A 23,332-nucleotide genomic window follows, 5' to 3' on the forward strand; every position below is an offset into this window, starting at 1 on the left:
GACCTGACTCAGCAGAGACTGCCCGGCCGACTGACACTACCGGCATAAGGCTGCCGATAGATGCCAGGTGGCAGCCTTGAGCCTGCTCATCAATGTGTCGCGCAGGCGCTCTGTTCAGGATGTTTTATGACAGGGCAAGAGTGTTTAGGCTGTCTTTATCCTTTTACATGATGTCGGTTCGCCAGGTAGGGCAGAAATGCCGTGACCTCCGGTGCCCCCCATAGTGTCAGGATGCTCAAAGACAATGGAAACGTATCTAGTATGTGATCCAATACAGGTAGGTTTTTCTGTCCGCAGCCAGTAGCACCGCAATCTGAGACTTTCACTTATCTGAGTGAGAAAGCGGCTCTTGAACATAAAATTTATTCGCATGAGTTATTGCACTGGAACACTGGATGTTTATCCAGTTGATTTTTTGGTTTTAGCCTAAAACTGCCGCGTTTGCATGAAAAAGTATCTGAGCGATGCGCATTTGCACAAGGGTGTCACAAAATAAATATTATAATTCAGTGTGTTACAGGAATACTGTGTTGGAATCACGAGATCTCGTTATTTGTGTAAACGCGCATGCGCGTTTAGCCGGAAGACATTGGACTAAAACCAAACTTAATGCTTTACACAACAGTAACTTGTGATAACGTGGTTTACATTGGACTAATGTACATATGCGCATGCGCACTATTAAAATGTTAAACGTACAGAGAAGAATCATGGCCGATGACGGAAGCGATAAGTCGACAAAAGACAACTATGTAAAATGGGTCAAGTACCACGATCTGGGTAAATCCAGCCCGGCTTTCACCAAAGTGCTTGTTGACTATCTATGGGAGAAGTCTACCCCATCTATTTATTCCGAATTTTTAAGTCTTTTCAGTAGCAAAGCTAAAGATAGAAAGCGAAGTCTAGAAGAAGAAAAACACACTCTTGTCAAAGAACTCCTTGAATCGGATATTGATCCTGTTGCATTTGATGTTCTGTTGTCTAATGAAATAAATAGGCGTCTAAAGGTACGGTTTGGTGTTGCATTTTTGATTCTGACTTTACTATTTACTGCCGCTTCATATGCAATAGTAATTCTTGATGGGGTTTATAATTGGGGTATTTCAGAAATCGCGATAACCGCATTGGTTATCGAAACACCAATACAGTTTATCGGGCTGCTCTACATCATTGCTAGAAATCTATTTCCGAGTGCAGGAAATGAAAATGGTCATTATCCTAAACTACGAGCGGAATCGAGAAATGAAGACGATTAACAAGTCAATGCAACCGACCGCTAACGCGTCGGCTGATTGAAGCGTTATGTTCGGAAGTACGCCAGAAAGATGAGATTAAAATGAAAGTAAGTAATCCATTGACGATCATTGCTATATTTGCTGGGCTAGCAGAAACACTAGCAACCGTTGCTCTTGTAAAGCTACCGTTAGAAATACAACAAATATTTGTCTATTTTGTTATAGCTTTTCCATCTGGAATAGTTCTTCTTTTTTTCTTTGTTCTCTATTTTAAAAATATAGTTTTGTATGCTCCCAGTGATTTTGATGATCAAAACCACTACCTCGAAGCAAACCATATTAAGAAAACATTGAATGAACGCGTTGATGAAATATTTAGTGAGATCAATAAAAATGGAATGAGGCTGACTAAAGAAGAAATCGAAAGGGCCAAGAATAGATTGGGGGATAGCATCGATAAAACAGTAGCTATATCAAATAGAGAAAAGGATATTCTTGAGCTATTAGAGGATGGGCCAGCATCACTAACTTCTATTTCAAATCACGTAAACGCAAGTCATCAATCGGTGGCTAGATCGCTCCATAAACTGGTTCAGAATGGCTATTTGGAGCAGGTAAAAGATGCCTCTGGCAAAACGACATGGTCACTTGGAACATAACAAGGCGCTCAATCAAGGACGCAGCGAAGCTGCGCCGCTTAGCTTGGCGTTGATATGATTCCCTTTGTCAAATAGGCAAATAGTGTCCTTACCGGAAACCCAAAAAATTTCCGGTAAGGACACTCTGACAGTAGGCTTTGGCCAGTAAGTGTCGGCGGTTGACCTTGCACTCTTGTTTATGAAATGGCCGCGGATTTTAACCGCATGCTCTTACTGATCTTGGCTTATTGATTTTTTAATAAGTTTATCGAAAGAGCGCAGGTTGGTTGGCAAGGTGCCTAACTCTTGGCGAAAGCTCGCAGATAAGAGTGCACAGCGTCAGTTAACCTATCAGAAACCAAGGCCACATCTGTGGTCTCCTTGTGCACGTCCAAACCAATAAAAAGTGTGTTAGCTTTAGACATGTCGGCCTCCTGTGGATGTTTGATGTTCAACAAACAGTGTGGCTCTGCTTTTGCTAATCCACGAGAAAACACGGAGGCCGACACTTGCACAGGGAATCATTATGTCTAGCAGCCTTACTAGTATCGAGTAAATATTTATCAAGCATCATAACAAAATGGAGTAAACATGCTTAGTGAACAAAAGTTAACTGATATAGAAAAACAAATATTAGATGAAAAGAAAACTGTAGATTTTGATACAAGAGAATTTACAATCGAGTTCTTAGTTCAAAAATATTTAACCGATATTGAAACGGAAGAAAACGATATATTTGTTCCTGAATATCAACGCGATTTTGTATGGGATGAAGTACGTCAATCACGACTAATAGAATCAATTACTTTAGGACTTCCAATACCTATCGTTTTTATGGCTGAAGATGCCCAAGGGCGACTGGAAATTGTAGATGGCTCACAAAGAATCAGAACATTAGCTGCTTTTATCTCAGACGATCTAAAGTTAACGCGACTTGAAAAACTGACCGAACTAAATGACTTAACATTTGGAGACTTGCCTAAATCTCGTCAAAAAAAGATTAAAAACACACCCATAAGAATGATCGTTCTTTCTGAATCGGCAACAGAAGAAGTTAGAAACGATCTGTTTGAACGAATAAATCGTGGTAGTGATTTATTGCGCAATATGGAAAAGAGGAAAGGCATCTACCCAGGTACTTTCAATGACTTTATATACAAAGAATGTGCTAAAAATGAACTGTTAGTTAAACTGGCACCATTAGGGAAAAGTGTACTTAATAGACAGGAACATGAAGAATTAATTCTCAGGTTTTTTGCATTAATGGATTCATACCCAAAATTTCCAACATATGGGCGAGGCATTGGTGTAATGCTCGACGAATATATGGAAGAAAAAAATAAGACTTTTACTCCTGATGAAAGAGAAATTAAACAGAAGCAATTCACTGATATGTTAGAGTTTGTGGATGAGGTTTTTGAAAATGGCTTCCGTAAGAAAAATGGCAATTCAATAACAAGAATTTTCTTTGAAGCAATTTCTGTTGGAGTTCATCTAGCTCTCCAAAATGGTAATGCTCTTAATACATCCAAACTTGACGCAGGTGAATGGCTTAAAGATCAAAATTTCAAACGCCTAATCTCTGGCACGCATCGCACTCATAGCCCTGATAAAATTAATAAGCGCATAGATTTTGTAAAAAGCCAGTTAATTAATAGGTAGGTGACAGTCTTGCATACAATTAAAGATGATTTTGAAGAGAAGCGACTGGAAGCTGAAATTTTAATTAATCATATCCAAGATGTTTCTAACGAAACAGGGAGCGTCAATAAAGTAGCAATATTAAAATCAGCATTCATTATACTCCTTTACAATGTGATTGAATCGACAGCGGTTCTAATACTTGAGAGAGTACATGAGAAAGTTTCTCGGCACCAATATTGCGAATTGTCAGAGCAACTTAAAAAGCTTTATATTGAATGTTATATGTTCAATGAAAGTAAAAAGAAACAACAAGTAGCGTTGGATTTGATTATTGGTAACTCTCTTGCTTTTCCTGATTTTGAGGAACTGACAAAAAAGATAAACCTTTTTTCTGGCAATCTTGATGCCAGAGAGTTAAGCAAAATTATGGAGCGTTATGGAATAGGAAAAATAACAAGCTTAAATAAAGAAAAGCTGGTCATAGTTAAAAATAAGAGAAACAAAATTGCACATGGCGAAGTTATGTTTAAGGAATGTTGTCGTAATTCCACTCATAAAGAATTATCTGTAATTAAAACTGCTGTTTTTGATTCATTAAATCAAATGATTTTACTGACAGATAAATATTTTGAGCAAAAAAGGTATCTCGTACATTGAGTTATTGGCTGCTAACAAGTTGCTTAAACGGAATAAAAACAGTTGGTTATCGCTACGCGATTTTAACCAACCATTTTTATCCGCTTAGCAAAGCGCTGGAGGATCCCCTCATAATCCTGGCATGCCTCCGGCATGAACTCGCTTGATATATTCCAGCATTGCCCAACGAAAAGTTGACTCTTTAATCTGGTATTTAGGTCGCCGTCGGACTTCTTTCCCAAGCCGGACGATTGATAATACAGCCCTGTTTATTATCGTATTGGCCTGAAAATGCCTCTGCCAACCAAGATGCATCGCTGCGATACCTATGCACCACAAGAGCATCTCGGCCAGCATAACAAAAAGATGGGACATCCAAATCTTATAACGTGGTTTGCATTGGACTAATGTACATATGCGCATGCGCACTATTAAAATGTTATTGAACTCGACCTCTCGGTTAGGTTAGCAAGAAAAGGATGTGCTTCAAGTGTGTGCCATTGTTCGGCGCGCCAGCATTAAGAGTGTGCTGTATCTAAATCCGCTGCTCCGTTCGTGATGCCAATAGTTGGGCCGCAGTATGTGGTCGGGGTGTGCCAGCTTCGTGCTTTGCCCAAAGTTAGTTTCAAATGGCGGCAAGTGAGGTATTCTTGCCACAATAGTAACCGGCGGCTTCGCTCTCGCTCCGTAACCCGCGTTGTAGCAGGGGCAAACCGTCGTTCAATAACAAGTAAAGCCATGCGACCCCAAACTTCCGCTTCGCTCCAGTTCGGGTCGCATGCTTTAGGGCGTTAGTTTTCTTTCATGGGTAAGTTCAACTTTGGTATATGAATAAAAAAATATTAGTTGTAGTCATAATTGTGGTTTGCTTAAGTTCACTAGTGCCAATATCTTATGTGATCAATTTTGGTCATTTGGATATCTCGAGCAAACCAGAAATTTGGGGAGCTTTTGGCGATTTTATTGGTGGTATATTAAACCCTTTCTTAAGTTTCGCCGCATTTATCAGCGTTCTAATCACTGTCTTTATGCAACAGGCTCAATTAAAGCAAAACGAAAAACAGTTAGAAATGACAAGAGATGAACTTGCTCTTTCTACAGATGAATTGAAACGTAGTGCTGACGCTCAGAATGTACAGATAGATACTGCTAAATTACAGAATTTTGAATCTACATTTTTCAACCTATTAAACCGCTTTGAATCTCAAATTGCTCATTTGATTAGGGTGTATATTGAAGAAGATGTATTAAATGATTCAAATGTACCAAGTAAGTTTGAGTTAGACAGGGATACTAGATACTGCGGTTTTGAACATCTTAGGTATGAACTATATAAATACCAAGAGTACTACAGCTCAGAGGAGTATGGCGGAGACAACCCGAAAAGGTGTGATTCTAAAGAAGCCTACTACGGAATAACTCAACATGGTAATCATGGTATCGTTCTTGATTCATATTTCATGCATTTCAAATTTCTCATAGACTTCATAGAAGAAAGTGATATATCAGATAAAAGAAAATATTACCGGATTTTATTTTCTGAACTTACTAATGGAGAATTGATCTTTGTATTTTATCAAGTCCTATATGGCCAAAACTTAGTCAACCTAAAACCTAAAGTTGAAGAATATAGCCTTTTTGAATACATAGGCTATAGGGGACTAATAGATAATGCATTGGATCTAAGTAAGTATGAAATGACGGCTTATGGAAATAATGACGCTATCAAAACCAATATGGCATATTACTTTAAAGAGAAAACTAACAAACAAATCAACGCGGACTAATAAAGCTTGGCTTGGTTCGCTACGCTTACAATTATAGCCAAGCTTTATTCGCCCGTTATTCGGGCGTTAAATGCCAAAGGAAAATATGAGCATTGGAATTGAAAATTTAGGAAAATTTGTTTTCGAGTACATCTCTAAATATAGAGAAGGTTACGAAAGCTTTACATCATTGCCCCCCAATGGGGCTGGATATCCTAAATACACAATTTCGCCATTTTTAAAGTCAGAAGCATTTGAAGTAATTCTTGCAGAAGATGGGGTTGTGATAAATGAAGTTGCAAGTGAGCCTGAGCATCAATGGTATATTGCTGGTGGACCTGCATTAAAGGTCGATCTTGAGCCTACAAAAACGCCAAGTGAAGTAACTCAATTTATCAAAGATAACGGACTAGCCGGAAAACCTATCGGAATCTATCGGATTGTTGCCAAAGAACATATTCCATCATCCGTTTGGAAAGGAAAGATAAAGAATATTTCTTTTCAAAAAACAGTCGTAAATGACGAGTTGAATGTTTCACTTCATTTAATAGAGGTGAAAACCAGTTTAAAGAAGCTTGTTTGTAATCTGACATTTGGTGCATACGGTATCGTTTTAGAACCCCACTTGCCTGACACACGTTCTTCTTTTGGAGAACCCTATATAATTGAAAAAATGGGGTTTTTCCCCGCAGATCTGAATAATAGGCGATTCTTCAATTACATCGAAATTTTTGGCCAGTCGGACATAGAGGCTTGGGATGAAAGAATTATTAGCCTTCGTGTCAAACATGACTTAAGACGAGACTTTGCCAAAACTCTGTCTAGACCTGAAGGGAATAATGGCGGCTCAATCTCCATGGGAGCAACTAATCAGTGGGTGGAGAATTATACAAATCGCTTAGGCACGTTAAAACTAGTAATAGATGATTTTAGAAATACTCTACTATTTCAATCTCATGAAACTGAAGATGTATTTCATAAGCTAATAGAAAAACATCCAATTCTATTAGATGTATATGGCAGTTGTGAAAGTAAGCCTAAGCTACATTACCCAGATGGAGAGTTATCGCCGATTGGGAAAACATATGTAGAGCCGGATTTTATAGTTTCCTACGCTGATCAATCTTACAAGTTAGTTGAACTAGAAAGAGCTTCTAAGAATGTTGCCACTAAACAAGGCCAACCAAGAGCAGAAGTTGGTCAAGCAGCATTTCAAACTGCCGAGTGGGTACACTACATTAGAGAGCACTATAACCAAATACGAACAAGGTATCCTGGAATTCATACCAAGTGCAAAACAAGCCTTATAATGAGTCGTTCGACTCAATCTAGTTTTAATAACGTAGCAGATATCAATAGATATAAGGAAATGATAATTCAGCAATACAACGTAGATGAGTTTTTAACCTATGATGATCTATTTGATAGGGCGTGTACTGCATATACGGTTCTTACGGGGTTATCGCCACATGGCATTTAACAAGGCGCTGCTACGGAAAATTTACTCACTAGCGCTCCTAAATTTCCGCAGAGCACGGCGTTAGCCTGCAATTAGGATAAAGCTCTTGTACAAGATTATAAATTTCTTAGCCTTTGTCGGCTGCATTGTCTGGCTGTATATCGATCAAAGCCCAGAACCGGTTGTTGTCTTGTTGCTAAGTGTCGCTGGCTTTTTCCGTGATGATATTCATGGAATGATTGGTAAGAATGTTTTCTCGTTAACCCCAAAAACTGGCTTGATTCGCGATCTCGAATCTGCGAAGTACTCATTCATTGATTCTGAGTTTATTAACCCTAGAATTCTAGATGATTTATGTGGATGGCTTAGCGATAACGGAGATCAAATTGTTTCTATAAATATCACTGACTCAAACGAGAGCAATCGATACTTTGGTGATGTTGATGTAGAGAAGTCCGATACAGATTTCCCCATCGTCACATGCACAAACGAAGAAGGTCGGGTTTCATACAAATACATCGGCCGGTCGTTTAGTGGGCTTCATGTCGTTCAAACGTGGTCGAATGGTGGTGGATCCGGAGTTTTCTGCAATGTGCTGCTTGTCACTCTAAGTCTGGATTTTGCTTTGAAGTATGACGGTGTTAAGTATGAAAAGAAATCTCGGTATGTTGTTAAACTCATAGGCTCCTTTCCATTGGGAGATCGCTATGATGGAAAAATTGGCTACAAGTTCGGTATTCTTACCATACCAGCTTGTAAGGGACGCAAGTCATTGCGAGACAAAAGGTCACGTGTGCTGGTGCTATAAGGCTAACAATGCCAAGCACAGCGACGGCTTTTTCGTTGCGGCTTCGCCTCCATTACAAAGCCGCGCGTGTTGGCGGCGTTATGTTTCTCTCACACTATGTACCAAACAAAGGAGTTGTACATGAGATATTTTGCTGCGCTAGCGATTTCTTTAGCGCTACTAACAGGATGTCAATCTACCCAAGAGTTGAAACCTGTTTCCCAGATAAAACCAGCGGTTGCAAAAGAAGGTTCACTGGCCAATGAAAAACTAATCTTAGATGCGACAGCAGACTTGCAGGCGCTAACAGGAACCCCTATCAAAAGCTCCGAAGTATTGAAGTTCGTTATTCAGCAACCAGTTGGGGAAGTTGGTTCTCGCGCATGGCGGGAAATGTGGGTAGTTAAAACACCTGATGGCAAAACTCAGTTTTTACTTACCTTCAAGGAAGTTGGTTTAGGCGCAGCTGATTTTGAAATAACAAAAATGGAAAATGAGCACAGCAGTAAGAAGTGCCCAAAAAATGTTGCAAAGTTTCCCATTGGTGAAACCACTTCAGATGATATTGTTTCATGTATGGGCAAACCTAGTCACGAAGACTACAACCCAGACGGTCGCTTTGTTTACCTTTATGACAGTCAGAAAAAAATCGTGCTCGCGTATCTTTTCGGAAAAGATAAAAAGCTGATCAAAGTTACAGGTTACGAAAAAACGGGCAGCTAGAAACATAACAAGTTTGTGAAGTTCGCCCAACAAGTTGGGCTGGGACGCGCGAACAGCGCGCGCCCCTTACAAAAGCGCTGGAGGATCCCCTCATAATTCGGGCATGCCTCCTGCGTGAACTCGCTTGATGTATTCCATCATTGCCCAACTAAGAGTCGACTCTTTAAATCTAACTCTTTTTAACTGAAATGTTGGTTCGCAGCCGGACTTCCCAAGCCAGACGATCGATAATACTGCCCTGCTACTTATCCTGTTGGCCTGAAATTGGTGCAATCGGGCAAGGCCTAAAGTGGCAGCCATCAGAGAATTAGGTTTTTTGTACCTTCTTTATCAACAAGAGTAAGGAGATTGTTTTTTGAGTAAATCGCATAAGATATAGACTCACGCGGGTAGGCAGGCGCATAATCCCGGGCGAGTAGGTTTTTGGCTAAATTGATCAGACAGCAGCATGCGTGTCTACAATTGTAAATATAAAGGGAATTATCTGGAAATTCCCTGGATGGTGACATTAGTACCAAGGAGAACTTGTGCGTAAATATCTTTTAATTTTCATCTCTATCTTTCTAGTCAGTAACGCAAACGCTGAAACGTTTGAATACGAGGTTAGTAAGGTTAATTATAAAAACCTAGTCGCAAACCTTTATCTGCCTAAAACCAACCATAAGGTACCTGTAGTCATTGCTTTTGGCGGTTCTGAAGGAGGCCTACACACTGGTAATGCAAATGGTGAAATGATAGCTCCCCATGGCATAGCAGTACTTGCTTTAGCTTATTTCAAAGAAGATGGAATTCCACAAACATTAGATCAAATACCAATGGAGTACTTTGTTGATGCCATTGATTATATTGAAACACAGCCATTAGTCGATGCGACCAGAATAGGGGTTGTTGCAGGCTCCAGAGGCTCAGAAGCTCAGAAGCTGCAATTATTTTAGCGACTATGGATGACAGGATCAAGTCTGTTGCCGTCACAACCCCATCTAAAGTAGCTTGGAATGGACTAACTATACCAAAATCAGCTTGGACCTATAATGGAAAGGATATTCCTGCCCTAGGTTTAGAACTTGATTCCAATGCAAAATTGCTTAAGCGCTTTACCGTTTCCTTACAGAATGAAGAAAAGGTAAATGATGCGTTATTTAAGTTTGAAAAAATTAACGGTCCTTTGCTATTAATTTCAGCTGAAGAAGATCAAATATGGCCTTCTTACAAAATGTCTAAAGATATTGAACTTTATTTAAAACAAAAGAATTTTAGATATTCAGTTGTTCATAAATCTTATAAGACAGGGCACGGGTTCAGCCAAGAAACGGCCCCTGAGATTAAGCAAACAATAATAGATCATTTTGTAAATACGTTATAGCGACAACAAGTTATTGAATAGTTTTAAAATTCAATCAGCTTTAAGATTATATTAACCGGGCGTTGATATGATTCCCTTTGTCAAGTGAGCAAAGAACATCCTTACCGGAAACCCAAAAAATTTCCGGCAAGGACACTCCGACAATGGATTTTGCCCGTAAGTGCCGGCGGTTGGCCTTGCACTCTTTGCGACAAAAACAGCGCAGATTTTAACCGCATTGCTGGCTTGAGTCACAGGCGTGTCGTCTCTCAGTCAACGCAGGGCTGGCTTATCTCAAATCAAGGCCACATGAGTGATCTCCTTGTGCATCCAAACCGATGAAAAGTGTGTTAGTTTAGGCATATAGATCTCCTGTGTATGTTTGCCCATTTAGGTTTGCAAATGGCATCAAACAGTGTGGCTCTGGTTTTGCCTGCCTCAGGAGAGTCAGGATAAAACGCACAGGCCGGCAGCTGCACAGGGAATCACTATGTCTAAACCTTTAAGGAGAAATAATGAAAGACTTAGAATATGCAGGGTTTTGGGTTAGGACGGGAGCGGCGTTAATAGACAGCATCTTAATCCTCATCATTATCATGCCAATATTGACTCTCATTTATGGTTCAGATTACTGGGGTGGCAAGTCATATTTTTGGGGGTTTTGGGATCTTATGTTCAACTATATATTACCCGCTATTGCGGTCATTCTATTCTGGGTATACAAATCAGCTACGCCGGGTAAAATGGCTTTAAAATTAAGTATCGTGGATGCAAAAACGGGAGGAAAACCCTCTACCGGTCAACTCGTAGGGCGTTATTTCGCGTATTACATTTCCACGATTCCTCTTTTTCTTGGGATCATCTGGGTTGGTATCGATAAACGCAAACAAGGTTGGCATGATAAATTAGCCGGCACTGTTGTGGTGAGAAATACGGCAAAAGAAACTGTGCAATTTGAGAGTCAGGTTTAACAAGGCCAGGTACAGAAATTCTGGCTATCCTCATAGCGCCTTAGGATGCCGTCAGTGATCCGGAAGCACGGGCTCCGACGTGCAGGCATACCAATCTACCAATAAAAGGCGCTCAGGCGCCTTTTTTGTGTCTTTTAAAGCAAGATCCGGGACGACTGCACTACCGGACTAAGGCATCACTCAGCTTATGAAGCTCATGGCTTAGCGGCTGGGTTTAGTGGCTTGGAGTCGTTCCGTCCAGGCGGCCAGGGACTGTAACAGCCGCGCCAGGTGCTCGCGGGTGTCCACATCGATGAGATGACCATCGGCGTCGAAATGGGTGCCGGCGGAGGCGATCATCACCTCGGGTTTATTGACGAAGTGTACATCCAGGTAGATGAGGATGCGGCGCAAGTCGTATTGGGCCCTGGCGCCACCGAAACGTCCTATGCTGGCGCTGACGATGGCCGCGGGTTTATCTGCCAGCGGCATGGGGTTGCAGCGCGACAGCCAGTCTATACAGTTCTTGAGTACCCCGCTGACCGAGTAATTGTACTCTGGGGTCGCGAACAGTATGGCATCGGCCGCCAGCACCTGTGCCACCAGCGCCTCGACGCTTTTCGGTATGCCTTTATCTTTAATGTCTTGATTATAAATGGGTATATCCGAAATATCGGCAATCTCAATCTTCATGCCGGCGGGCGCCAATGTCTGCGCCGCCCTGAGGGTCGCCGAATTGTATGAGCCTTGGCGCAGGCTGCCGGAGATAGCAATCACATTAAGCTCAGCCATAACACTTCCTTTCCGATAGGGTTCATCATCTTGGTCTGGTATTTGGCCTAACAGGCCAGCGCATTCAGGCACAGAGTGCCAACTCAGCCGGCCCGGCGATAAACCCTGGCCGCCTGACATGCATAATCAGCCTAGCCCATAAAGCGCGCTTGCGACAGTCGGCTAAGCTCGCACTGGGCAGTCGTACTGGGCATAAGTTCAGGCGCATAGGTTCAGCAGCATGAGTTCAGTAGCATAAGCTCAGAAACATAAGTCAGGCGCATGAGCTCAGAGATATAAGCTCAGAAACATAAGTCAGGCGCATAAGCTCAGAGACATAAGCTCAGGAGCATAACTTGAGTAGACGCTTCAAGCCATGGCCCGAGAAGCGGACGGCCTAATGCGCCGGCGACTGCCACCAACTTGTGTCTATCGCCGGCATGTCGGCGGGCAAGGTGGGATTGGTCAACTCGAACACCCGTCGATTCCTCAGCTCGGTCACCAAGCGGCCATGATAGCTCAGGAAGAGGCGCTTGAAGGAGCCATCGGCCAGAGCCAAACGCAGGCCCTTCTCTATGCGATTGGCCAATTGCCGGTTCGCCTTATTGACGAAGAAATAGATGGGATAGTCATAATGCAGCGCCAGTTGGCTATCGACCAGCAGCCCAGGGTATTGCGGTCCCATGACGGCCATCTCGTCCCAGACCTCGTTGATGCCCCTGGGCACATAATCGAAGCGGCCGGCATTGAGCATGGGAAACAAGTTCTGATATTGAGTCACCCTCTGAACCTGCAGCCTATTGTGGGTCAATATCGCCAAGTCGGTCCAATCGGCACCGAAACCGGCCACAAAATGGCGCTGCAGCTGTTCCAGCGTCTCCAGTTTGGCAAACTTGGCCTGGTTGCGGCTATGGATCAACAGCACTCGGTAGCCCAGCAGGCCCTGCATGATAGGAATGCGTACGGCTAGCAGCCGTTGTTCGAGCTCCCGGCTGGTAGGCAAAAAGGCCACATCGACCTCCCCCTGCTCCAGCATGGCGATGCCGCGGCTCTGGGTCACGGCCGTCGTCAGCGGCAGCAACGGCAAGCCGTTTGTTGCGCTTTCTGTGGCTGTGATTTCAGCGGCTATGATTTGAGGAGCTGCGGTTGCTGTAGCTATTGTTTCAGGAGCCGTGGTTTCAGGAGCTGTGATTTCTGCCGCTGCGGTTTCAGCAGCTTGGCTCTTGCGTAACGCCAGCTCGAGCAGTTCGATCCGATATTGATACCTGAGATCTGTCTGAAAATAACGTATCTGCTGCGCCGGCTGGGGCTTAGCCATGGCCGCACCAAACAGGCCACTGCCGAGCAACAGCAGACAGCCAACGCCTAAATTAACACAGGATGCAGAAATAAGTCTTAGCCTCATGAGCAGATACAGACACCGGCTTGCCGGCATAATAGAACACAAGAGTGACAGTATATAAGACATGGCGTCACTTGAATAGCATCCCCTTTGCAGTCAATTGCTTAGTCTGTCTTTAGCGCCCGGCTTCAGTGACCGACTTTGCCGTACAAGGGTAAGGCGCATGTGGCAGGTAACCCTGTGGAAACCAAAAGGGGCGCCGGCGGCGCCCCTTCTTGGAAACTGGGCTTAGACAAGCGCCACCTCAGTTCGCCAGTTCCTGCTCCAATTGCCTGGCAATCGCCTCGGGCGAGCCGCTGCCGCGGGCAAACACCCCGTAAGCCACAGGGATCACCACCAGGGTAAACAGGGTCGCCAGCAAGATCCCCGACAGCACCACCACCCCTATGACGAAACGCGTCTCAGCGCCGGCGCCTACCGCCAATACCAGAGGCACAGAGCCGGCCGCGGTCGTGATACCCGTCATCAATATGGGCCTGAGTCTTTGGCTCGATGCCTGAATGATGGCGCTATCGAAGTCAATGCCCCTGTCCCTGAGCTGATTGGCAAACTCGACGATGAGGATACCATTCTTGGCCGCCAGCCCCACCAGCATTATGATGCCAATCTGGCTGTAGATATTCAGACTCTGGCCCGTCAACCACAGGCCTATCAGGGCGCCCAGCGTCGCCAGGGGCACGGTCAACATGATCACCACAGGATGCACATAACTTTCAAATTGCGCCGCCAGCACCAGGAAGACCACCCCGAGCGCCAGGACGAACACGAAGTAGATTGAAGCCCCTGACTCATCATAATCCAGCGATTGCCCCTTGTAGCTGATCACGGCTTCCGCCGGCAGATAGGTACTGGCAAGCCCGTTCAAATAGGTCAGCGCCTCACCCAGGCTATAACCGTCCGCCAGGCTGGCCTCTATGGTGATGGCCCGCATGCGGTTATAGCGATTGAGGGAGCTGGCATCGGCAAACTCTTCCACAGAGACCAGGTTAGAGAGGGGGATCAACTCCTTGCTGCGGTCCGAGCGCACATAGATGTTTTGCAGATCGCTCGCCGTATTCTGGCTCTCCCTGTTGCCTTCTATGATGACATCATACTCTTCACCATCACGCATGAAGCTGGTCACCAGGCGCGAACCCAGCATGGACTCCAGGGTACGGCCTATGTGGGAGATGGAGACCCCGAGATCCGCTGCCCTGTCCTTATCTATGACGACCCTCAGCTGTGGCTTGGTTTCCTGATAATCATGATCTAAGCCGATAAGCTTGGGGTTTTTCGCCGCCTGCTCGAGAATGATGTCCCGCCAGTTGGCCAGATCCTCGTAGCTGGGGCCGCCCAAAACGAACTGCACCGGCTTGCCGACCCCGCGACCGAACGCCTGGCGCATGATGGGAAAGGCCCTGACCCCCGCCAGATCCGCGAGACGGCTGCGAATATCGGCGATGATCTCCTTCACCGGCCGGCGCTTGCCCCAGTCTTCCAGCACTATGATGGCCATGCCGTTGGAGAAGTCCGCCGCCTGGCCGAAGCCCCTGGGAGCCCGGATCAGCAGACGCATTATGTCGCCGCTGTCGACCAGCGGCATCAAGCGATTTTCGATCTCGTTCATATAGGATTCTATGTACTCATAGCTGGCGCCCTGGGGGCCGTTGACCATGAGGAACAGGGAACCCCTGTCTTCCTGGGGAGCGAACTCCTGTGGCACCTTCTGCACCAGGTAGGCGCTGCTCGCCAGCGCCGTCAGCACTATGGCCCCTATCAGCAGCGGCCTATGCATGGCCTTCTGCAGTCCCTTGCGATAGCTGGCTTGCAGCGCCGCCATGATACCGTCGACCTTGCGCACCAGCCAGGAATCCTCGGCCGCAGGCTTGAGCAGCTTGGAGCACATCATGGGGCTGAGGGTCAGGGCCACCAGGCTGGAGAAGATCACCGCCGCACTCATGGTCACGGCAAATTCCTTGAACAGCTTGCCCAGATCCCCCTCGAGAAAGGTGATGGGCATGAACACGGCCACCAGCACCAGCGTGGTCGCAACCACGGCGAACGCCACCTCGCGGGCCCCGAGAAATGCCGCCTTCAGCGGTGAGTCCCCCTCCTCCACCCGTCTATGGATATTTTCCAGCATGACGATGGCATCATCCACCACCATGCCGATGGCGAGGATCATCGCCAGCAGGGTCAAGAGGTTGATGGTGTAACCCATGACATAGAGCACTATGAAGGTGCCGAGCAGGGACACTGGCACTGTCAGCGCCGGGATCAACATGGCGCGCACACTGCCGAGGAACAGATAGATCACCACTATCACCAGGCTCAAGGCGATAAACAGCGTCTGGTAGACTTCCTTGATCGACGCCTCGATAAAGACTGAGCTGTCGTAGGAGCGCTTGATGGACATCCCCGCCGGCAGTGTCGGATTGATCTTGTCCACCAAGGCATTGGCGGCGCGGGCCACCTCCAGGGTGTTGGCGGTCGACTGCTTGGAGACCCCAAGGCCTATCATGGCCTCCCTGTTGCCGCGGAACATGATGCGCTCTTCTTCCGAGCCTATTTCGACCTTGGCCACATCTCCCAACTTGACCAGATAACCGTCTTGCCCCTGGGTGATCACCAGGTTGGCGAAGTCCTCGGCGGTGCGAAAGCCGCGCTCCAGCCGCACTGTGAAGTGGCGCTCCTTGGACTCTATCGAGCCCGCGGGTAACTCGACGTTTTCCGAGCGCAGCGCAGATTCGATATCGGCCACCGTCAGGTTGCGCGCCGCCAGCGCCTGCCTGTCTATCCACACCCGCATGGCGTAAACCTTGCCACCGCCGATGCGGATGTTGGCCACCCCATCGACCACGGAGAAGCGATCCACCAGATAGCGGCGGGCATAATCCGTCAGTTGCAGCGTGGTCATCTGATCCGACACCAGGTTGAGCCACATGATCACTTCGTCACCGCCACTGGCTTTCTGCACTTCCGGCGGATCCGCTTCTTCCGGCAGGTTATTCAGCAGGCCGGAGATCCTGTCGCGCACGTCGTTGGCGGCGGCCTCTATGTCGCGGCCTATGTCGAATTCCAGGGTGACAGATGAGCGGCCATCCCGGCTAGAGGAACTCACATGACGTATGCCTTCGACGCCGCTGATCCTGTCTTCGATCAGCTGGGTGATGCGGCTCTCTACCACGGCGGCACCGGCGCCGCGGTAGTTGGTCTCTATCGAGACTATCGGCGGATCTATGTTGGGATATTCCCGCAGCGGCAGCTTATCGAAGGCCACCAAACCGAAGGCGATCAGCAAGAGACTGATAACCGAGGCGAATACCGGCCGTTTGACCGAGAGATCTGTCAGTATCATACTCGCGACTCCGTATCGGCATCGTCTTTGAAGCTGAACTGCTCGGCAAATTCCACTTTCACTTCATCGCCCGGGCGCACCTTGAGCAGGCCGCGGATGATGATCTGTTCCCCCAGCGCGACGCCGTCGGTGATTTCGACCCAACCCCGGGTCCGCAGCCCTATGCTCACCTGGCGGCGCTCCACCTTATTCTCTGCATTGACGAAATACACGAAGTGTTGTTTCTGAATGGGGATGATCGCCGACTCGGGCAAGAGCACAGCGTCGCGGCTCTGTTTGATCAACTTGACCTTCATCAGCATCCCAGGCAACAGCTGCAGCTTGGGGTTGGCGATTTCGGCCCTGACGATAACGGCGCGGGTGGTGGGATTGACCCGGCTGTCGATGGAGGTCACCAGTCCCTTGAACACCTGCTCAGGAAAGGCCACCGCCCTGGCCTCGACGACTTTGCCCGGCTGCAGATCCTGGATGAAGCGCTCGGGCACGGAAAAATCCAATTTGATGCGGGAGATGTCGTCCAGGGTGGTGATCTCTCTGCCCGGGGTCACCAGGCTGCCAACACTGACCTGGCGCAGACCGAGACGACCGGCGAAGGGCGCGGTGATATGCCTGTCTCTCAGCGCCGCTTCCGCCTGTTCCTGCTCGGCCCTGGTGGTATCTATCAGGGTCTGCAAGCGATCGCGTTCCAGCTCGGCCACCGTTTGGCTGGTTACCAGGGTGCGGATCCGGTTCAGTTCGCGTATATGATCCTGCACCTTCACCTTGGCGGCTTTCACCTTGGCCAACTGCTCGGCATTTTGCAGCTGCACCAACAAGTCCCCTTGCTTGACAATGTCACCGTCGTCGAAATTAAGGGCGGTGACCAGATCTGTCACCTTGGGGGTAATGGTCACCGAGTCATAGGCCTTGTTGGTGCCTATCGCCTCGACTTCATCGCGGATGGCGACCAGCGCCGCCTTGGCCACCACCACCTTAGTGACGGCTTTCACCTTGGCCGGCAAGCTTGTCTGCGGCTGGAACTGCCGATAGCCGAACCAGGCAAGGGCCAGTACGGCGAGTATGAGTATTATTTTTTTCATCGAGGGTCCATGAGACATCAGGCTAGAATGCGGCTAGTTTACCGGCTCATGTTCGCGTATCAACCCGTTTTACTTTTACTTACAAATTACGCACATAGCTTACGCTCTGAGCTTAAGTCCTCGTCGGTTCCATCTCATCTGTGAAGGCGCAAAAAAAATCCCCCGCTGTGAGCGGGGGATTTGGCCGGCATGCAGAGCACATCCGGTTTAGCGGGCGTTGGTGCTCTCGAAGATCTTGTCGGCCGAGGCGGCAACGAAACCAGAGTACAAGTTGCCGTCGGCGCCGGGGAAGCGACGGGCAAACTCGTAGAAACAGCTGGGGATCATGGCGCTGCCATCGCTGAACTCCACCATGACCTCGTCGGCCAGGGTCGAAGATTGCTTGAGCATCTGCTCTGGGCTGCCCTTGATCTCGCCGCCTGAGGTGTTGAGTGCAAAACCCGCCTGTTTCAGGGCCTGGTTGACCGAGTCCAGGGTCTCGAAGTTTTGCAGTGCATTGACAGACACAGTGAAGTGGTTGGCTCTGAAGCCCCATACCGCCAACCAGGCAGCATATTCGCTCTCGGCCAACAAGGTACGGTAGGCCGCCTGATCCAACTGCCAATGACGGCCGGAATAGAGGAAGTTGTCCGCGGTCACTGCCTCAGGATCCATTTGCTCAACCAATTGGCTCACTATCGCCTGCAGCTCGGGAGAGCATTTCTCCAGCAACAACTCGGAGATAAACACCTTGGGCTGGTTGGCATCCGGATGCTCGAAATGCTTGGCATAGAGCTTCTTCGCCTCGAAATGGTATTCGCCGCACTCGACATAGCCGAGGGCCAGGAAATGCGCCGCCAGTTTGTCCAGATTGACCTTCTCCAGATTGAAGGTACGCAGTGCGATATGGTCGTTCAGCACATCATTTTGCTGGGAAGATCCCAATAAGGCATGGATCTTGTCTGCCGACGGCGTGACCGTCAGGTAGTTTTGCCATAAGTGTGCGAAAAGCTCGTTGACCTGGGTATGCATATAAATCCTATCTTTAACTGTTGATACTAATGGTTTTATTTATCTTGCGATGGAAACCGCCAGGTTTGCCGCCGCATCGCCTTTGTCCGAGCTTAGATGCTCAGACCCGGGCTCAAACTGGCCGGCAGACTGACACTGTCGGCTTCTACCGATGACACAGGATAGGCGCAGTAGTCCGCCGCATAATAAGCGCTGGCCCTGTGGTTGCCACTGGCACCTATGCCGCCGAATGGCGCGGCGCTCGACGCCCCCGTGATGGGCTTATTCCAGTTGACTATCCCGGCGCGGATGCGACCGAAGAAGTGCTGATAATCTGCTTCATCATCTGCCAGCAGACCCGCCGACAGGCCGAAGGCCGTGTTATTGGCCTCTTCGATGGCGGCATCGAAGTCATCGAAACGATAGACTTTCAGCAGCGGGCCGAAGTGTTCCTCGTCCGGCAAGGCCGCGGCCCCGGTCACATCTATGATCCCCGGGGTGACGAAACCCAGCGCCGGATCTATTTGCCTCAGTTCCAGCAATGACACCCCGCCTGCCGCCTGGATCTCGGCCTGGGCCTTGACCATGCCGGCGGCGGCCTTGGCGCTTATCATGGCACCATAGAAAGGCTGCTCCTCGGCGAACGGCTGTCCCACCTTGATCTTTTGGCTGGCCTCGACCAGCTTGGCCAAGATGGCATCGCCATTGGCACTGTTTTGGATAAACAGGCGCCGGGCACAGGTGCAACGCTGGCCGCTGCTGATGAAGGCAGATTGTATTATATCGTGTACCGCGGCGTCGATATCGGCCACATCCTTGAGCACCAGAGGGTTGTTACCGCCCATCTCCAGCGCCAGTATCTTGCCCGGCTGACCGGCATACTGCTGGTGCAGCAGGTGGCCCGTGTTGGAGCTGCCGGTAAAGAACAGGCCGTCTATGCCGGGATGACAGGCCAACGCCTTGCCGGTGGCGACTTCGCCCTGTAACAGGCTGATGACGCCGGCCGGCAGTCCCGCCGCTTGCCACAGCTGCACTGTGTATTCTGCAACCTTGGGGGTCAGCTCAGATGGCTTGAATAGCACGCTATTGCCGGCGATCAATGCCGGCACTATGTGACCGTTGGGCAGATGACCCGGGAAGTTGTAGGGGCCGAATACCGCCACTACCCCATGGGGCTTATGACGTATGAAGGCCCGCGCGCCCGGCATGGGATTTTCCACTGTGCCTGTGCGCTCCTTGTGAGCCCTGATGGAGATGGCTATCTTGCCCGTCATGGCCGCCACTTCGGTGCGGCTCTCCCATAACGCCTTGCCGGTTTCTTCGGCGATCAGCCGTGCCATGGTGTCACTGTTGGCGGTCAGCTGTGCGGCGAAGGCTTCTACTACCTCGAGGCGCTCGGCCAGAGACAGGGCCGACCACTGATAGAAGGCGACCCGGGCGGCCTTGACCGCGGCGTCTACCTGGGCGGCATCGGCGCCATGGCCCTGCCAGACGAGTTCGCCGTTGGCCGGGTTGATTGAGGCGAACAGGGCGCCATGGCCCTGTTGCCACTCGCCGTTGATCAATTGCGCTTTATTCGTTTGTGTGGCTGAGCTCATTTGGCCCCCTTGTCGAGATTTAAATAACGCACGGCGTCGCCGTCGTTGACATTCAATGCATCCGCCATCGCCGGGCTCATCCACAGGCTATGGGACTCGCTGTCGAACCGGCAATCGTCGCTGACGGTGGCGCGAAATGCCTGGCTTTCACAGTTGCAGACGGCCAACTGGTTCTGACCCCGACGCGCGTCGGCGTCGGCGGTGATCACTACCTTGGCTCTATGGCTCTGCCTGACAGATTTGATCTGCTTCAACTGGGCTTCGACAGTCGGGCCGGCATCGAATAAGTCGACATAGCCCCTGTGATTGAAGCCTTCATTCTCGAGCAGCTTGAGCGCAGGCACGGTATTTTCATGCACCTGGCCTATCACCCGCCTGGCGCTTTCGGGCAACAGGTTGACGTAGATGGGATAACGCGGCATGAGATCGGCAATGAAACCCTTGTTGCCGACGCCTATCAGGAGATCGGCGGCGCTGAAGTCCATGTTGAAGAAGTTGCTCTGTAACCAGTTCCAGAATGGCGGCTGCCCCTGTTCGTCGGCCGCACCGCGCATCTCGGCGATCACCAACTTGGCGAAGCGCTTGGGCTGCTCGGCCATGAACATGAAGCGCACCTTGGACAGGAAGCGGCCATTGAGGCCGACCCTGTAGGGTTCACGCAGGAACAGGGTGCAAATTTCCGTCACCCCTGTGTAGTCGTTGCCGACCGTCAGCACTTCCACCGGATTGAACACCCCCAACTCTTTGCACTGATGGACCACAGTGCTCTTGTGGAAATGGTACAGGGGGTTGCTCAGGCCTACCGCGGCCTCTATGCCGGTGGTGCCGAGGATCTCGCCCGTGTCCGTGTCTTCGAGCACAAACAGGTAGCCCTCATCGCCCGGCTGGCTGATGTCGGCGGCGAAGCTATGCTCAGAGTGAGTAATTTTTTGGGTTAACTTCTGCTCATCGAGCGGCAAGGAGGTAAAACCTGCCCCCGATTCTCTGGCTATATTCAGCAGCGCAGGATAGTCCGATCCCTGAATTGGGCGGATCAATAACATATGTTTTTCCCTAAGGTAAAGATGAGAGGCGTCCAGGGCCGCTGGTGGCAACCCAGGACGCGAGATGCCTTAGGCGGCGTTGGCCGCAACCAACTTGGCGATGGCGGTCTCGAAGCGGGCCAGGCCCTGCTCTATGTCTTGCTCTGGGATCACGAGGGAAGGAGCGAAACGCACTACGTTGTAGCCTGCCATCAACACCAGCAGGCCTTCTTCGGCGGCTGCCAGCATGAAGTCGCGGGACTTGCCGGCATAATCTGCATTGAGCGCAGCGCCGAGCAATAAGCCCTTGCCGCGCACTTCGCTGAACACCTTGTATTTTTCATTGATTGCCATCAGGCCGTCGCGGAACAGTTGTTCCCTCGCCTTGACGCCATTCAAGACTTCGGGCGTGTTGACCGTGTTGAACGCCGCCAGGCCCACGGCGCAGGCCAGTGGGTTGCCGCCATAGGTGCTGCCGTGGGTGCCGACAACCAGGTGCTTGGCCAGCTCAGTGCTGGTCAGCATGGCGCCTATGGGGAAGCCGCCGCCCAGGGCCTTGGCCGTGGTCAACACGTCCGGGGTCACACCCAGTCCCATGTAAGCATAGAGTTCGCCGGTACGGCCGACACCCGTCTGCACTTCGTCGAATACCAGCAGGGCATTGTATTGGTCGCAGAGTTCACGCACGCCCTTGATGAATTCCGGGGTCGGATTGATGATGCCGCCCTCGCCCTGCAACGGCTCCAGTACCACGGCACAGGTACGATCCGAGATCAACGCCTTGAGGCTGTCGAGGTTATTGTATTCGGCATGATCTATGTCCGCCGGCTTGGGGCCGAAACCATCTGAATAGGCGAGTTGGCCGCCGACGGATACGGTAAACAGAGTACGGCCATGGAAGCCTTGTTTGAAGGCGATGATCTGGGACTTCTCGGCGCCATGGTTATTCAGGGCCACGCGGCGTACCAGCTTGAGGGCCGCCTCGTTGGCTTCGGCGCCCGAGTTGGCAAAATACACTTTCTCGGCGAAGGTGTTATCCACCAGTTGCTTGGCCAGCATCAGCGCAGGCTCGTTGGTCATGGTGTTGGACAGATGCCATAGCTTGTTGGCTTGCTCGGTCAGGGCATTGACCAGCACTGGGTGACAATGACCCAGGCAGTTGACCGCGATACCGCCGGCAAAATCGATAAACTCGCGTCCCTGTTGATCCCAGAGTCTGGAGCCCTGGCCTTTGACAGGAATAATGGGAGACGGCGCGTAATTGGGAACCATCACTTCATCGAACATACTTCTGCTTATCTGCATACAAACCTCTTGACTCATTCATAAGGGACCGGTTGACCGGATATCTAGTTATTCCTTTATTATATTGAGCAGATATAGCAAAATGCAGCAGCATTAGGAACTAATTTCGCGGTAAATTCGATAATTTGACGGAAAGATTTAGCAATATGATAAGCAAAGAAGACGAACGCCTGCTGGCACTGCTCAAAAACAATGCCCGCATCAGCGTGTCGGATCTGGCCAGGGAGCTCAATCTGTCACGCTCGACGGTACAAACCCGCATCGCCCGCCTGGAGCAGACAGGCGTCATCAAGGGCTATGGGGTCGAATACGGCGAGGCCTATGTCAGCAACCTGGTGTCGGCCCATGTGTCCATCAAGGTGCGACAAAAGTTCACCACCAAGACCAATGTCGAGCTGAAGAAGATGCACAGGATCTCCGAGCTATACGCCATCAGCGGCGAATACGATCTCATCGCCGTGGTCCAGGCCCAAACCACAGAGCAGCTCAGTCACCTGCTGGATGACATAGGCAATCTGGATGGCGTGGAGCGCACGACCTCGGCGGTGATCCTGGAAACCAAGTTCAAACGCTGAATGCTGTCATCGAACCCAGGCAGGAACGCAACAATATCAATTCGGTGATGAGCCTGGAAACCAAGTTCAAGCG

At 49.2% G+C, this 23,332-nt stretch carries 20 protein-coding genes and 1 pseudogene; 12 read left to right on the forward strand and 9 right to left on the reverse strand.

Features of this window, described 5'->3' with window-relative positions; genetic code table 11:
* Positions 1–710 precede the first annotated feature (710 nt).
* The 4 genes from LZP73_RS00105 (at position 711) to LZP73_RS00120 (ending at position 4,174) form a co-directional block, all read left to right on the forward strand.
* Positions 711–1,256 carry a hypothetical protein gene (locus LZP73_RS00105; RefSeq protein ID WP_234232507.1) on the forward strand — a complete coding sequence of 182 codons (546 nt, stop codon included), beginning with the start codon at positions 711–713 and terminating at the stop codon, positions 1,254–1,256.
* 80 nt (positions 1,257–1,336) lie between these two features.
* Complete coding sequence (locus tag LZP73_RS00110) at positions 1,337–1,894, forward strand: winged helix-turn-helix domain-containing protein (RefSeq protein WP_234232508.1); 558 nt, start codon at positions 1,337–1,339, stop codon at positions 1,892–1,894.
* 570 nt (positions 1,895–2,464) lie between these two features.
* Positions 2,465–3,535: a DUF262 domain-containing protein gene (locus LZP73_RS00115; RefSeq protein WP_234232509.1), complete on the forward strand. Its 1,071-nt coding sequence runs from the start codon at positions 2,465–2,467 to the stop codon at positions 3,533–3,535.
* A 9-nt stretch (positions 3,536–3,544) separates the two neighbouring features.
* On the forward strand, positions 3,545–4,174 hold the full coding sequence (locus LZP73_RS00120) for an MAE_28990/MAE_18760 family HEPN-like nuclease (protein WP_234232510.1): 630 nt from the start codon (positions 3,545–3,547) through the stop codon (positions 4,172–4,174).
* A 108-nt stretch (positions 4,175–4,282) separates the two neighbouring features.
* On the opposite strand, the pseudogene LZP73_RS00125 reads toward LZP73_RS00120, so the two are convergent.
* Positions 4,283–4,555: pseudogene (locus tag LZP73_RS00125) on the reverse strand (IS4 family transposase); the annotation flags it as partial.
* 425 nt (positions 4,556–4,980) lie between these two features.
* Between LZP73_RS00125 and LZP73_RS00130 the strand changes: the two are divergent.
* From LZP73_RS00130 to LZP73_RS00155, 7 genes are all read left to right on the forward strand, one after another.
* Positions 4,981–5,940 carry a putative phage abortive infection protein gene (locus LZP73_RS00130; protein ID WP_234232511.1) on the forward strand — a complete coding sequence of 320 codons (960 nt, stop codon included), beginning with the start codon at positions 4,981–4,983 and terminating at the stop codon, positions 5,938–5,940.
* Positions 5,941–6,025: 85 nt separating this feature from the next.
* On the forward strand, positions 6,026–7,399 hold the full coding sequence (locus LZP73_RS00135) for a Shedu anti-phage system protein SduA domain-containing protein (RefSeq protein WP_234232512.1): 1,374 nt from the start codon (positions 6,026–6,028) through the stop codon (positions 7,397–7,399).
* An 85-nt stretch (positions 7,400–7,484) separates the two neighbouring features.
* On the forward strand, positions 7,485–8,186 hold the full coding sequence (locus LZP73_RS00140) for a hypothetical protein (protein ID WP_234232513.1): 702 nt from the start codon (positions 7,485–7,487) through the stop codon (positions 8,184–8,186).
* Positions 8,187–8,306: 120 nt separating this feature from the next.
* Complete coding sequence (locus LZP73_RS00145; protein ID WP_234232514.1) at positions 8,307–8,888, forward strand: YjgB family protein; 582 nt, start codon at positions 8,307–8,309, stop codon at positions 8,886–8,888.
* Positions 8,889–9,415: 527 nt separating this feature from the next.
* Complete coding sequence (locus LZP73_RS21425) at positions 9,416–9,823, forward strand: alpha/beta hydrolase family protein (protein WP_326490323.1); 408 nt, start codon at positions 9,416–9,418, stop codon at positions 9,821–9,823.
* Between the two features lie 5 nt (positions 9,824–9,828).
* The gene (locus tag LZP73_RS00150; RefSeq protein WP_267960036.1) at positions 9,829–10,251 is read left to right on the forward strand and encodes an acyl-CoA thioester hydrolase/BAAT C-terminal domain-containing protein; all 423 of its coding nucleotides are present in this window, start codon (positions 9,829–9,831) and stop codon (positions 10,249–10,251) included.
* 494 nt (positions 10,252–10,745) lie between these two features.
* Positions 10,746–11,201 carry an RDD family protein gene (locus LZP73_RS00155; protein WP_234232515.1) on the forward strand — a complete coding sequence of 152 codons (456 nt, stop codon included), beginning with the start codon at positions 10,746–10,748 and terminating at the stop codon, positions 11,199–11,201.
* Positions 11,202–11,402: 201 nt separating this feature from the next.
* Here the strand turns inward: LZP73_RS00155 and LZP73_RS00160 are convergent, their stop codons facing one another.
* From LZP73_RS00160 to LZP73_RS00195, 8 genes are all read right to left on the reverse strand, one after another.
* Positions 11,403–11,972, reverse strand: coding sequence for an NADPH-dependent FMN reductase (locus LZP73_RS00160; protein WP_234232516.1), 570 nt, complete (start codon positions 11,970–11,972; stop codon positions 11,403–11,405).
* 376 nt (positions 11,973–12,348) lie between these two features.
* Positions 12,349–13,269, reverse strand: coding sequence for a transporter substrate-binding domain-containing protein (locus LZP73_RS00165; RefSeq protein ID WP_234232517.1), 921 nt, complete (start codon positions 13,267–13,269; stop codon positions 12,349–12,351).
* Between the two features lie 328 nt (positions 13,270–13,597).
* The gene (locus LZP73_RS00170) at positions 13,598–16,690 is read right to left on the reverse strand and encodes an efflux RND transporter permease subunit (protein ID WP_234232518.1); all 3,093 of its coding nucleotides are present in this window, start codon (positions 16,688–16,690) and stop codon (positions 13,598–13,600) included.
* A complete protein-coding gene (locus tag LZP73_RS00175) occupies positions 16,687–17,769 on the reverse strand; it encodes an efflux RND transporter periplasmic adaptor subunit (protein ID WP_234232519.1) in 1,083 nt (360 codons plus the stop codon). Before LZP73_RS00175 ends, LZP73_RS00170 begins: the two co-directional genes overlap by 4 nt.
* Positions 17,770–17,976: 207 nt before the next feature.
* Positions 17,977–18,780, reverse strand: a complete 804-nt coding sequence (locus LZP73_RS00180; RefSeq protein WP_169565830.1) for a DUF1338 domain-containing protein — start codon at positions 18,778–18,780, stop codon at positions 17,977–17,979.
* A gap of 92 nt (positions 18,781–18,872) precedes the next feature.
* Positions 18,873–20,357 carry a succinylglutamate-semialdehyde dehydrogenase gene (gene astD, locus LZP73_RS00185; RefSeq protein ID WP_234232520.1) on the reverse strand — a complete coding sequence of 495 codons (1,485 nt, stop codon included), beginning with the start codon at positions 20,355–20,357 and terminating at the stop codon, positions 18,873–18,875.
* The gene (astA, locus tag LZP73_RS00190; protein WP_234232521.1) at positions 20,354–21,400 is read right to left on the reverse strand and encodes an arginine N-succinyltransferase; all 1,047 of its coding nucleotides are present in this window, start codon (positions 21,398–21,400) and stop codon (positions 20,354–20,356) included. The genes astD and astA overlap by 4 nt, the downstream gene beginning before the upstream one ends.
* Positions 21,401–21,469: 69 nt before the next feature.
* Entirely contained in the window at positions 21,470–22,684 is a 1,215-nt protein-coding gene (locus LZP73_RS00195) for an aspartate aminotransferase family protein (protein ID WP_234232522.1), read from the reverse strand.
* 146 nt (positions 22,685–22,830) lie between these two features.
* On the opposite strand from LZP73_RS00195, the gene LZP73_RS00200 reads away from it, so the two are divergent.
* Positions 22,831–23,259 carry an Lrp/AsnC family transcriptional regulator gene (locus tag LZP73_RS00200; protein WP_234232523.1) on the forward strand — a complete coding sequence of 143 codons (429 nt, stop codon included), beginning with the start codon at positions 22,831–22,833 and terminating at the stop codon, positions 23,257–23,259.
* The last annotated feature ends 73 nt before the right edge of the window (positions 23,260–23,332 follow it).

It is taken from the genome of Shewanella sp. AS16, from assembly GCF_021412365.1.
GTDB lineage: Bacteria > Pseudomonadota > Gammaproteobacteria > Enterobacterales > Shewanellaceae > Shewanella > Shewanella salipaludis.